Source organism: Chloroflexota bacterium (genome assembly GCA_038040195.1).
GTDB lineage: Bacteria > Chloroflexota > Limnocylindria > QHBO01 > QHBO01 > DASTEQ01.
In genome coordinates this window covers 1-11,872 of record JBBPIR010000002.1, presented here as the reverse complement: position 1 = coordinate 11,872, position 11,872 = coordinate 1, and the positions used below count along the sequence as shown (strand labels likewise).

12 protein-coding genes are annotated in these 11,872 nt (G+C 68.2%); 3 read left to right on the top strand and 9 right to left on the bottom strand.

Features of this window, described 5'->3' with window-relative positions; translation table 11 throughout:
- Position 1: 1 nt before the first annotated feature.
- On the bottom strand, positions 2 to 1,351 hold the full coding sequence (locus AABM41_04165; protein MEK6191506.1) for an NfeD family protein: 1,350 nt from the start codon (positions 1,349 to 1,351) through the stop codon (positions 2 to 4).
- 35 nt (positions 1,352 to 1,386) lie between these two features.
- Complete coding sequence (locus tag AABM41_04160) at positions 1,387 to 1,983, bottom strand: NUDIX hydrolase (protein ID MEK6191505.1); 597 nt, start codon at positions 1,981 to 1,983, stop codon at positions 1,387 to 1,389.
- Between the two features lie 187 nt (positions 1,984 to 2,170).
- Here AABM41_04160 and AABM41_04155 point away from each other — a divergent pair, with 187 nt between their 5' ends.
- Genes AABM41_04155 through AABM41_04145 form a run of 3 tightly spaced genes read left to right on the top strand, consistent with a single transcriptional unit; the run spans position 2,171 to position 5,173 of the window.
- A complete protein-coding gene (locus AABM41_04155; GenBank protein MEK6191504.1) occupies positions 2,171 to 2,836 on the top strand; it encodes a TadE/TadG family type IV pilus assembly protein in 666 nt (221 codons plus the stop codon).
- 23 nt (positions 2,837 to 2,859) lie between these two features.
- Complete coding sequence (locus AABM41_04150) at positions 2,860 to 3,531, top strand: TadE family protein (protein ID MEK6191503.1); 672 nt, start codon at positions 2,860 to 2,862, stop codon at positions 3,529 to 3,531.
- 13 nt (positions 3,532 to 3,544) lie between these two features.
- Positions 3,545 to 5,173 (top strand): pilus assembly protein TadG-related protein, encoded by a 1,629-nt coding sequence (locus AABM41_04145; GenBank protein ID MEK6191502.1) that lies wholly within the window; start codon positions 3,545 to 3,547, stop codon positions 5,171 to 5,173.
- Between the two features lie 59 nt (positions 5,174 to 5,232).
- Here AABM41_04145 and AABM41_04140 read toward each other — a convergent pair whose 3' ends face one another.
- The 7 genes from AABM41_04140 to tilS all read right to left on the bottom strand — a co-directional run.
- Positions 5,233 to 5,766 (bottom strand): TIGR00725 family protein, encoded by a 534-nt coding sequence (locus AABM41_04140; protein MEK6191501.1) that lies wholly within the window; start codon positions 5,764 to 5,766, stop codon positions 5,233 to 5,235.
- Positions 5,759 to 6,268 (bottom strand): RNA 2',3'-cyclic phosphodiesterase, encoded by a 510-nt coding sequence (thpR, locus tag AABM41_04135; protein MEK6191500.1) that lies wholly within the window; start codon positions 6,266 to 6,268, stop codon positions 5,759 to 5,761. Before thpR ends, AABM41_04140 begins: the two co-directional genes overlap by 8 nt.
- A 98-nt stretch (positions 6,269 to 6,366) precedes the next feature.
- Positions 6,367 to 7,122, bottom strand: a complete 756-nt coding sequence (locus AABM41_04130) for an HAD family hydrolase (protein ID MEK6191499.1) — start codon at positions 7,120 to 7,122, stop codon at positions 6,367 to 6,369.
- Between the two features lie 51 nt (positions 7,123 to 7,173).
- Entirely contained in the window at positions 7,174 to 7,605 is a 432-nt protein-coding gene (locus AABM41_04125; GenBank protein ID MEK6191498.1) for a DnaJ domain-containing protein, read from the bottom strand.
- Between the two features lie 15 nt (positions 7,606 to 7,620).
- Positions 7,621 to 8,697, bottom strand: a complete 1,077-nt coding sequence (locus tag AABM41_04120) for a DnaB-like helicase C-terminal domain-containing protein (GenBank protein ID MEK6191497.1) — start codon at positions 8,695 to 8,697, stop codon at positions 7,621 to 7,623.
- 120 nt (positions 8,698 to 8,817) lie between these two features.
- Complete coding sequence (gene ftsH, locus AABM41_04115) at positions 8,818 to 10,716, bottom strand: ATP-dependent zinc metalloprotease FtsH (GenBank protein MEK6191496.1); 1,899 nt, start codon at positions 10,714 to 10,716, stop codon at positions 8,818 to 8,820.
- Positions 10,717 to 10,870: 154 nt separating this feature from the next.
- Positions 10,871 to 11,872, bottom strand: a 1,002-nt coding sequence (tilS, locus tag AABM41_04110; protein MEK6191495.1) for a tRNA lysidine(34) synthetase TilS, incomplete at its 5' end; no start/stop codon positions are given.

Here is an 11,872-nt window from a genome sequence, read left to right as displayed (position 1 = left end):
GTCAGTCCTCCTCGGTTGGTCGGTCCGCCGTGGGGGAGGCGGGCTCGACGATGAGTTCCAATCCATTGACCCCGACCACCCGCAACGCCTCGCCCGGCCGGATGGATCCCAGCCGACTGCGTGCGGTCCAGGTTTCGCCGGCTGCCGACGCAATGCCGGTGGGGGCGATCGGGGTCTGGGCCGTGCCCGCCACCCCGACCAGCGCCAGCATGGGCTGAGTCGGCGCGGGGCGTCGGCGAATCTCGACCATGCCGCGGGCGACCAGGATGATGAATCCGGCGGCGACCACCAGCGGCAGCACGATGAAGATCGGGTTCAGCTCGATCTGGATGGCGTCGGTGCCATCCACCCCGGTGTACAGCGCGAAGGCGCCGAACACGAACGCAATCGCCCCGCCCGCAGCCAGCAGACCGTGCGAGGTGATCACGAGCTCCAGCGCGAACAGGCCAAGCCCGATGAGGACCAGCACCAAGCCGCCCAGGTTGAGAGGCAGGCTGTTGGAGCCGATGAAGGCCAGCACGATGGCGATGGCACCCACGATGCCGGAGAAGAAGTTCGGGTGGAACAGCTCGGCCAGGATCCCGTAGAAGCCGATCGTGAAGAGCAGGAACGCGATGTTCGGATCGCTCAGCACGTGGAGAAGCTCCTGGCCCACGTTCATGCTGATCGGCAACAGCTCGCGGCCGGACAGGGCCGGCAGCGGGGCGCCGTCGAACTGGTAGGCGTAGCCGTCGTCGCGCTCCCCGGTGTCGATGGCCGCGAACAGCTCCTCCGTCGTCGTAACGACGGCGTCGACCACCGGGGGCTCGAGGGCAACCGCATCGTCGGCGCCGATGCTGGCCGCCTCGCGGACCGCGGACTCCGCCCAGTCCGCATTACGACCATGGGACGCGGCCAGGTCCCGGATCTCGGCCACCAGGTCGTTGGTGATCTTGGCGGCCAGCGTCTCGGGCAGGTCCTCGCCTCCTGATCCGACCACCGAGGCGGCGCCGATGGTGGTCAGCGGCGCCATGGCCGCCACGTCGCCGGCGAGGGTGATGAACGTCGCCGCGGAGGCCGCCTGGCCGCCGGACGGGCTGACCCATGTGACGACGGGGATGGGGCTGTTCAGGATGGCCTTGACGATCCGGTCGGTGCTCGTCAGCTCGCCCCCCGGGGAGTCGACCCTGATCAGGATGGCCACGGCCCCGGCCGCGGCGGCCGCTTCGACCGCCTCCTCGATGTACGAGGCGTTGACCTGGTCGATGACCCCGGTGAGCTCCACCTCGGCGACCGGTGCATCCCCGGCTGAAACCGCCCCGGCAATGCCCAGCAGGAGCAGGGCAACCAGGCCGGCTCGTCGCAGCGCCACGGATCGAGTATAGGCTCGACTCGGCGGGCTGCCATTCAGCCGGGCCGGCGACCCCACAATGCTTCGGCGACCAGCTGGGACCAGGTCTCCAGACGGTCCCATGCTCCTCGCACCTCGCCGAGGGATGCCATGCGGCCTGACAGCTTGTCCCGCTCGCGGACGTCGATCCGGCGTCCCCCTGCCTGCACCTCGAAGACGACCCCCAGGTGGACCGAGCCCACATGGTTGCGGTCGTCGTTGAGCAGGCCGATGGGCACGAACTCGGGCTCCCAGTCCGCCCGGAGCTCCTCTCCCCACTCACGCCGGAGCCCCGACCCCAGCGGGTCAGGGCCGTCGTCGACCGGGTTGAGGTGCCCGCCCACCCCGATCGTCGCCCGTCGATGGAGGCGGGGATCGGCGCCGGCATCGGTGCGCTCCATCAGGAAGACTCTGTCGGCATCCCGCACCACCACGTACGGGATCAGCTGCTTGTGGGACGAGTCCTGCTCGGCAACCACGCGGTCGAGCCAGCGGCCGTCAGTCGTCAGCGCCCGGCGCAGGTCGTCCAGCTCTTCGTCCCCGATCGGGCTCACGCCAAGGAAGTCGCAGCCTCCAGGAACCGAATCGCGGGGGAGGACGAGCACTTGTTCCATGGCGGAATGACCATCCGAAAGTGGTGCGCGCGCGCGCCGGGGGTTGAGTTAGGGCCGGTTCTGTAAGGTTGCCTGCAAGCGTGGCGGGTCTACACTCCGTGCCCGCCGATCGTACTGTGCAGCGACGGTACTAAAGTCAGCCCAGGGAATTCAGCGCTGCGCGGTCAGACGATCGGCGGGGAGAGCGATGATCGTCCGAGCAGCACGAGGCAGAACTGAACACCCAGGGGGGCAAACACTCGCGGAGTTCGCGCTGGTGCTGCCCATCCTGCTGGTGCTGCTGCTTGCTGTCGCCGACTTCGGACGCGTCTTTGCGGCCAGCATCTCCACGGAAGCGTCGGCCCGCAATGCGGCCGAGATCGGCGCCATCCAGCGACTCCGCAACAAGCCACCTGATCCCGTGCTTTATCCGGCTGAATTCAATTCCTACTACACCGCCCTCCACGAGCAGATCGCCAAGGTCGCGTGCTCGGAGTTGAGCGTGCTGCCGAATACCACCTTCAATTCAGCCGATCGGACCTGCCCGAGCATGCCACTCGTGCAGGTTTGCGTCCACGACGATTTCGACGACGCCGGTCCGTATGGTGATCCCCTATGCAGTGCGCCCATAGCGGGATTCGCTTCCACCATCCCGGCGCAGTGCACGCACATGGCCCCGACAATGCTGAACACGTCGGGAGGTTTCGCCGCCAGCCATTCGGTCGAGGTCCGGGTCTGCTACCAGTTCACTACCCTGTTCAACCTGCACTTCACGCTGCCCGGCAATGTGGGCCTGGACCTGGGCGAGGTGTGGATCCAGCGCGAGCGCGTTTTCGCGCTCGACTGTCCACCGGGAGATGTCTCCCTGTGCTGAAAAACGAGCGAGGACAGACGATCGTGGAGTTGGCACTCGCCGCACCACTGTTCTTCATGGTCCTGATCGGCATCATCGTGCTGGGGATCGGGGTCTTCTACCAGCAGGAGCTCACGAACGTGGCTCGCGAGGCGGCCCGATACGCGGCCATCCACAGTGCCACCGCACAGTGCCCGACCGTGTCCAACCTGCCTCCGGACCCGCTGCCAGGAGGCTTCAATTACCGCTGCGACCCGCCCGAAAGACGCTGGCCAATAATGACCGCATTCGCCCGCGAGCGCGCCTTCGGCCTGCCACCCGCGGGCATCCAGTTCTCAGCCTGCTGGTCTGGCTACTGGGTGACCGATGCCTACGGAACCTTCACCGACTACGACGCCCCACCAGCCGATCTCAACCCCCCTTACGCGCCCAACCCCTTCCGCTACTGCACCATTCCATCTGACAGTGGAGGCACGATCACGGACATCGACCCCCGGACTGATCCGGAGCAGATCCAGTGCACGGCTCCGATGCCGCTGACGTCCGCGACCAACGATATGGCGAGCAGCATGGCCGCATTCAACTCGGTGATCGCCAACGAAGTTACAGTGTTTGCCTGTTTCAACTGGACGCCGCCGGGCGCCGGATTCCTGCTCATCCCGGAAACCGTCACCCTGCGGGCGGTCATTACCGAAACCATGCAGTACCAGCAATGAGGAGCCCCAGGTCATGCGCCGCGTAGAGCCGAGGGGACAGATCCTGGTGATCACCGCGGCGGCGCTCGTTGTCCTGCTGGGGATCGCCGCGCTGGTCGTCGACCTCGGGTTTGGGGTTCTCCTGCGTCGGCAGGAGCAGAACGCAGTCGACCCCGGTGCGGTGGCGGCCGCCCGGTTTATCGACGACATTACCGGCCAGACCATCAACTGGCCAATGGCCGAGGCCGCCGCGTGCCACTACGCCCGCCAGAACGGCTTCTTCGCAGCAGCGACGAGCGACGACATGATCCCTGGTGGCACGGGCTGCGTCCCGGCCAACGATCCACACGGCGGGTTGCTGGAGGTCCTCTTCCCTCCGGATGCTCGGGCTCCCGACTTTCAGGGGGTTTCTGGCATGGTGCAGGTCGTCCTCACCCGAGAGCGCGATACCTTCTTCGGCCGCCTTCTGGGCTTTGGCACCTTATCGGTCATGACGGATGCGGTTGCCGCTCGGCAACGCGGGAACACAAACACCCATTCGCTCGTCGCCTTGAACCCGACCGACTGCGAGACCGCCAGGCTGCATGGCAGCGCCAGGATCCAGATCGAGCCGGTCTCCGGCTACACCGGGCCGGGAGGGTACGTCCAGATCAACTCGGAGTGCAATCAGGGCAGAGTTGCCGACGACGCCTGCAACAACGGGGAAGGAGCGTTGCGGCTTGACGGCTCGACGGTGAGGCTGATTTCGCCGAAGATCAACGTGCATGGCAGCTGTCGCGGGGACGGCAGCCAGATCACCGGCGTCCTCGACGAGGGCGCTTCACCGATCGCGGACCCGCTGGGAAGCCTGGTGTTCCCGCCCTGGGATACGAGCGCGCCGGGAGCAACGTGTGGAACGGGTCCAGGCGCCCAGCCGCTCCAGGCCACGGGCCAGTTCTCGACGGGTTGCAGCGCCAGCGGGCCCGGCCGGCACTGGGTACCGTCTGACCCGGCGCTATGCCCCGGCCTCCCCGCCAATTACGACTGCGTCCACCTCGATCCGGGCGTCTACTACGGCGGGTGGGACATCGGCAACAAACTCCGTGTGGTCTTGAATCCGGGCATCTACGTGATCGCCGGAGGGGGCATCAAGATCGGCGCAACGGGCTCGGTCGACTCGTTCTTCGCCAGCGCGACCGAGCCGGCGCCGGTCCTGATCTACAACACCGACAACCCCACCGCCAACTGCCCCGGCGGCACCGCCACCAACTGCCAGCAGAACCTGGACCTGACCGCCGGGGCCGAGCTCGCCCTCGCCGGACTGCGGGCGGATGAAGCGTGCCCACCGGTCACGTACGATCCTGATCTTTTCAACCCCAACGACGACGGTTGCCCGTTTGGAGGCATGCTGATCTGGTACGACGGGGACGGAAGCCAGGGGTACAGCGGAATCATCGATATCGAGGGCGGCGTGGAGCTCCACATCTCAGGCACGATCTACGCCCCGACGGCCGAGGTCCGGCTCCTGGGTAACGCCAATACCAACTGCGATTCGAGCGCGCTCCAGGTGGCTGCCGTGCAGATCATCTCGTGGACGTGGGAGATCGGCGGCGAGGGCCAGCTGTGCATGCCGTACGACCCGACCAAGCTGTACCACCTCAGCCTGCAGGGCCTGGTCCACTAGCGAATCAGGTCGGACAAGACCGATGACGGCGGCCCGCATTGGGCCGGCGTCCTCTGATGTCAATCGGGAACGATAGGACCCGCGCGAGCCAGCCGCAGGGCGAGCTGGGCGGCCTCGCGGGGGTCGCGTGCACGGTGCAGGCGGGGGCCACCCACGCGCTGATCGGCCTCGATGCGCCACGTGCCGAGGCCAACGACCTCCCGTCCCATGCGGAGGGCCAGGCCGATCTCCGACAGGGTGCCATGCCGTCCGCCGACGGCGACCACCGCGTCCGCGGCGGTCACGACCACCAGGTTGCGAACGACACCGAGCCCGGTCGGGATCGCCAGCTGAACGAACTCGTTGGCCTCGGCGGCGTCGGCCCCAGGCAGAATCCCGATCGTCGACCCGCCGGCTGCCCGAGCGCCCCGAGACGCGGCCCGCATCACCCCGCCCAGCCCACCAGTGATCACGGTCGCACCGGCGCGAGCCAGCAGCTGCCCGACCTCCTCGGCCCATTCCAGGGTGCGATGGGCATCGGGACCACGCGGGTCCGCGTCGCCGATGACGGCGACCATCAAAGGCCGCGGCTCGCGAACGTCAGGCTCAGCCACGCTCCGATCCTGCGCCGCTCAGCGGCAGCCTGGCAAGCACCTCGTATCGTGCCGGCCCGCGCCCGAGGTGGCTCCGGAACAGGGTCAGGCCGTCCACCGTCAGCGTCCCGGACGGTGGGTCCAGGGTGGCCAGCCATGAACCCAACGGCTCGCCGCGGCGGACGCGGCTGCGGGCCAGGGTCAGATGAGGGCGAAAGCGCGTCGGCTCCGAGGATGGCCGAACGGCTGCCTGGACCCTGGCGGCCAGTTCGGTGAGCTGATGGTGCGGATCGGACACGCCGTACCAGATGGCCTGGGCGGCGCCGGCCTGCGGAAAGGCGCCCACCCCGCCTGTTTCCAGCTGGAATTCGGCTTCCCCATGCGCGGCGCCGCGCAGCGCGGAAACCAGGTCCGGGACGTCGGAGGGGTCGGTAGCGCCCAAGAAGGCCAGGGTCACGTGCCAGCCGTCCGGATCGGTCCAGCGCAGGTCAGGGGCGTTCTCTTGGGCCTGCCAGCGCGCCACGGCAAGTTGCAGGTCCCTCCGCAGCGGAGATCCGACCGGGATCCCGACGAAGCAGCGCCAGGTCTCGCGCCCCGTCTCCGTGGCCAGCCCGGTGCGCCTCAGCCCGGTGCGCCGGTGACCGCTGTCAGGCGGGCGTCCACCAACGGCAGCAGCTCGTCGAGCGTGGTGAGAACCGGCACGTCGTCGGGCGGAGGCTGGTGGCGACCCCGTCGGTCCAGGAGTACCGGCTCGATCCCCACCCCGCGCGCACCGGCCACATCGGCGTCGAGATGGTCTCCCACGTGGATCACCGATTCGGGGGCTACCTTGGCTCGGTCCAGCGCCCACCGGAAGATGCCGGGGTGGGGCTTGTCGTAGCCGATCCGGGCGCTGGCGCCCACGAAGTCGAGATGCCGGCCCAGGTCGAGCGCGTCGAGCAGCTCGGGGAGCTGCCAGGCCCAGTTGGACACGGCGCCCAGGACCAATCCGCGAGCCTTCAGCTGCGGCAGCACGACCCGCACGTCCGGGAAGACGTGCCAGGTGGCGGGGTCCATGAACAGGCTCGCCAGGTGGCGGAAGAACGCCTCCGGGAGAGGCTCGAGGCCGATCTCGGTGAAGGCGACCTGATCCATCTCCACCAGTCGGCGGTGGCTGGCATCGGCACTGGGCACCAGGCTGCCATCGAAGCCGTAGCCGCCACCCTGGTACGCGCGCCGCAGTGACGCCTGGAGCTCGGTCATGTCGACCGAGACGCCGAAATCGGCGAAGGCCCGCGCGTACACGTGCTCCCAGGTCGGGTCGGGATGCATGAGCGTCTCGCCGACGTCGAGAAAGACCGCGCGCAGGGGCAGGCGGTTCGGAACGGAGTTCGCCATGGGGTGAGAGCCTAGCGCCTGGGCCGGACTGACGGTCGTCCGGCCGGTGAGTCAGGCGGCGCCGATCGCCATCTTGCCCAGGATCGCGTAGATCTCGGTCCGGTAGCGGATTCCGGACGTGTGGCGAGAGAGCCAGCGCAGGTTATCCGGATCCTCGCGCGCCAGGTCGCGCAGGGTCCAGCCCGCGTAGCGTCCGAACGTGAGCCGGGAGCCGGCAGTCGTGGAACGCGGCGGCGGCGCGGCGCCGGCCGAAGCCGGTTGGATCGTGGTGACGGATGCGCGCCGACGAGCGGCGTCGTGCCGGGCGCGCGTGGCCGGATCACGCACCAGGGCGTACGCCTGGTTCAACTCGGCCATTCGCCGGACCGCCTGCTGGGTGGTATCCCGATCGGGGTGGTACTTCAACGCCAGGGCTCGATACGCGCTGTCCAGGACCTCGTCCTCGCAATCGGGCGCGACCTGCAATACCCGATACGCGTCCACGGGGCGGTGGCGGCTCTACTCGGTGTAGAGCCGCTCTTCGATCAGCTTCTCGGCCGTGATCCGGCCGTTCGGATCAAAGCAGCTGTACTGGAAGAGCTTCTGCCACTCCAGGTCGATGTTGTCTTGACCGCCCCGGTTCTTCTCGATGGTGGCTACCACCCAGTCCCGGTAGCGCTGGGCCTGATACGGATTGAACTCGATGTTCACCTTGGCCACAATGCTGTACTTGTCGTTCAGGATCAGGATGATGTCGGCCTCGTAGTTGATGGCGCTGCTGCCGCGCAGGTGGTGGTTGCGCAGGCGCTTGGCCTTGAGGCCTTCGCGATCGGCGGCCACGATGGCGACCACCGGGATCTCGCAGGCCAGGGCGATGTCCTTCAGCCCGTTGACGACGCGCGTCACCTTCTCGGTCTCGTCGGCCGGCTCGGGGATGACGGGGACCTTCTGGAGGTAGTCCACGAACAGGACCAGCCGCCGCTCATCCCCGCCGCGGCGCGTTTCGACCAGGGCTCGGAGATTGTCGACCGTGCTGTCAGTGGCGGTGCCACGCATGAGGTACATCGAGTTCCCGTAGCGCGCGATCCGTTCCAGGCTTGGACGCAGGCGCGGGTTGGCGCCCAGCTTGGCCGCCTGGCCCGCCTCGGCGGCTGCTTCGAAGGTCGACAGGACCTCCTGGCGGACCTCCTGGATCTTCACGGCGCCCGTCTTCTTGGGGAGCGCGGCGAGAGCGGACTCCATGGCGATCATGCGCTGGACGAGGTAGTCCTCCTCGTGCTCGAAGCACACGTACAGCACACTGGCCTGCCCGGAGGCGGCCATGTTGCGCGCCATCTGCAGGGCCAGGGTGGTCTTGCCCGATCCCTGGGCCCCGCCAATCAGCATCAGCTCACCGGCCCGCAGCCCGCCGCCGATGGCCTTGTCGAACGGCACGAATCCGGTGGCGATGGGCTGAAGATCGCTGATCCGGCCCTCGGCCACTCGTTCATTGAGGTTGGTGAGGACTTCCAGCGCGGTGCGCGGGTCAAGCCCGGAGCCGTCGGTCTCGAGCTTCCAGTCGGTCTCGATGGTCTGCGGGGGCGATTCGTCGATCATGGGGAAGGTTCGGCCTCGCTGTCGTACCGTGCTCCGGGCAGGTGCCCGGACGCACCAGTGGCGAGTATACGACCCGGCCTTTACGGTCCGGAATGGGCCGATAGGACTAGCAGCGTCCGCCTAGGCGGGCTGGGGTGCGGGGCCGCGTCGGCGGCGCGGCGCCGCCTTCTCCTCGCCGCCCACCACTTCGGGGAGTTCGTCCACCGGCGCCGATTCGGACGGCTTCGGGCCGCCCAGGTCGCGTGGCGGGAGGATCCCATCCCACAGGGCCTCGAACTCCGCTGCCTCGATGGTTTCCTTCTCCACGAGCAAGGCGGCCAGCCGGTCGAGCACCGCGCGATGCTCGGTGAGCGCCTGCCGGGCACGCTCCGAGGCGCGGTCGATGATGGCTCGCACTTCGGCGTCGATCTTGGCCGCCACCTCGTCGGAGTAATTGCGCTGCTCGGAGATCTCCCGGCCCAGGAAGATCATCTCGTCCTTCTTGCCGAATGCCAGCGGGCCGAGGGTTTCGCTCATCCCGTACTGGGTGACCATCGCTCGCGCCAGTCCAGTGGCTTTCTCGATGTCGTTGCTCGCCCCCGTGGTCGTGTCGCCGAACACGATCTCCTCGGAGACATGGCCGCCCAGCATCCCGGCCAGCTTGTCCTCAAACTCGGACTTGCTGTGGAGGTATCGGTCCTCGGTGGGGAGGCTCATCGTGTAGCCCAGGGCCATCCCGCGGGAGATGATGGTCACCTTGGTGACCGGATCGCACTTGGGGAGCACCCGCTGGACGACGGCGTGCCCGCCCTCGTGATACGCGATGATCCTCTGCTCAGCCTCGGTGATGATCCGGCTCCGCCGCTCCGGGCCGGCGATCACACGATCCACAGACTCGGTGAACTCCGGCTGGGTGATCGTCTTCTTGTTGCGGCGGGCCGCCAGGATGGCGGCCTCGTTGACCAGGTTGGCGAGATCCGCGCCCGAGAAGCCCGGGGAGCGGCGCGCGAGGTCGTCCAGGTCGACCGTCTTGTCCAGGGGCTTGCCCTTGACGTGGACGTCGAGGATCTCGCGGCGGCCTCTGATGTCGGGCCGGTCGAGCACCACCTGGCGGTCGAAGCGGCCCGGGCGCAGGAGTGCCGGGTCGAGGACGTCGGGCCGGTTGGTGGCGGCCACCACGATGACGTTGGTGTTCGTGTCAAAGCCATCCATCTCGACGAGGATCTGGTTCAGGGTCTGTTCCCGCTCATCGTGCGAGCCGCCGAGCCCCGCGCCGCGCTGGCGCCCGACCGCGTCGATCTCGTCGACGAACACGATGCAGGGCGAGTTGCGCTTGGCCTGCTCGAACAGGTCGCGCACCCGGCTGGCACCCACGCCAACGAACATCTCGACGAACTCCGACCCCGAGATCGAGAAGAACGGGACACCGGCCTCGCCGGCCACGGCCCGGGCCAGGAGCGTCTTGCCGGTGCCGGGCGGGCCGACCAGCAGCACGCCGCGCGGGATTCGGGCCCCGAGCGCGTTGAACTTCTCGGGGTACTTCAGGAACTCGACCACCTCGGTCAGCTCCTGCTTGGCCTCCTCAACCCCCGCCACGTCGGCGAAGGTGATCACCGTCTTGCTGCCCAGGAACATGCGGGCCCGACTCTTGCCGAAGCTCATGGCCTGGTTGTTGGTGCCCTGGGCCTGGCGCATCATGAAGATGAAGAACGCGCCGATGATTAGGACCGGCAGGAGGATCGAGATCAGGGAGAAGATGATCCCGCCCGTGGCGCTCGGGATCACCGCTTCATACTCGATGGGGCACGACGTGCCGGGGTTGGTTCCGGTGGCCGCGCACACCTCCGTGTAGACGTTGATGTTGTCTGACGGCACGACCGTCGTCTTAGGCTCGGCGGTGCCCTCCAGTTTGATGGTCAGCGTGATGCCGTCCTGGGTGATGGTCTCGACCTTGCCCGCCTGAGCATCGGCCAGCAGGTTGCTGTAGGTGTAGGCCGGCCCGGCGTCGGAGTCCATGAGGTAGGTCCACAGCAGGGCCATGGCGAACAGGGCGCCAACGATGAGGATGCTGCTGCGGACGAGTCGGCTGTTCACGAGCGGAGGCGAACTCCAATGCATAGGGTACGACCGGCCCTGAGTATAGGGACGCCCCCCCATCGCAACAAATGGGCTCGATGGGACTACCCCGAAAGGTTCACGGACCGATGCGGACGCGCCGGCCGCGGATTGTCGCTCTTCGACCTCGGCCGAGCTCGATGATCAGCCCGCCGCGGGGTCCGCTGGCGGCCGACAGAACAGCCTCGATGCGATCCGCGGCTGGCGCCGGGTCCCCGATCGCGAGGCGCAGGACGCGACGCCCCAGGGCGTGGGGCGGGGGTTGACGCCAGTCGATGGCGCCGTCGGCATCCCGCCGACGTGCCAACTCCCCGGCCGCCAGGGCGTCCAGCAGGGCATCGTCATCGGCAGCCAGCTCCGCGAACCGGAGGAGAGCATCGACCGCGGCCGGGTTCAGCCGCTCGAGGGCCGGCAGGATCTCGGCCCGCACCCACGCACGGGATCGGTCGGTATCCGCGTTGGTCGGATCCAGCCGGTACCCGATCCCGGCGGCGTCCAGGACGGCACGCAGCGCCGACCGGCGGACGTGGAGCAGCGGCCGGACAATCCGGCCGCGGCGGGCGGGCATGCCACGCAGCCCGTGCTGGCCGCTCCCGCGCGCCAGGTTGAAAAGCACCGTCTCGGCCTGGTCATCGGCGGTGTGGGCGGTGACCACCAGCGATTCCGGCCCCAGGCTGTCGGCGACCTCGTCCAGAAACGCGTAGCGCGCCCGCCTGCCTGCCTCCTCCACCCCGGATCCGTCTTGCTTCGCCTTGGCACCGACATCGATCCGGCGCAGCCGCCAGGGCAGCGCCAGCGCATCGGCGGCATCGGTCACGAACCTGGCGTCATCTCCCGATTCCGGGCGCAGGCCGTGGTCGAGATGGGCGACCACCAGCTGCCAATCGCGCGCGCGCGCCGCCGCGGCCGCGGCGTGCAGGAGGGCCGTTGAGTCCGGACCGCCGGAAACGGCGAGGACGAGCGATACGCCTTCTGGGATGTCGGTCCGGCCAGCGCCGTCCTCCAACCACGAGGCGAGTTCGGGGCTGGTAGCGGAGGGCGGATTCGAACCACCGACCAAGGGCTTATGAGTCCCCTGCTC

Coding starts and splice junctions, on each gene's coding strand:
- AABM41_04160 (MEK6191505.1), bottom strand. CDS start 1,983: ATGGAACAAGTGCTCGTCCTCCCCCGCGATTCGGTTCCTGGAGGCTGC.
- AABM41_04155 (MEK6191504.1), top strand. CDS start 2,171: ATGATCGTCCGAGCAGCACGAGGCAGAACTGAACACCCAGGGGGGCAA.
- AABM41_04145 (MEK6191502.1), top strand. CDS start 3,545: ATGCGCCGCGTAGAGCCGAGGGGACAGATCCTGGTGATCACCGCGGCG.
- AABM41_04130 (MEK6191499.1), bottom strand. CDS start 7,122: ATGGCGAACTCCGTTCCGAACCGCCTGCCCCTGCGCGCGGTCTTTCTC.
- AABM41_04120 (MEK6191497.1), bottom strand. CDS start 8,697: ATGATCGACGAATCGCCCCCGCAGACCATCGAGACCGACTGGAAGCTC.
- ftsH (MEK6191496.1), bottom strand. CDS start 10,716: ATGGCCCTGCTGTGGACCTACCTCATGGACTCCGACGCCGGGCCGGCC.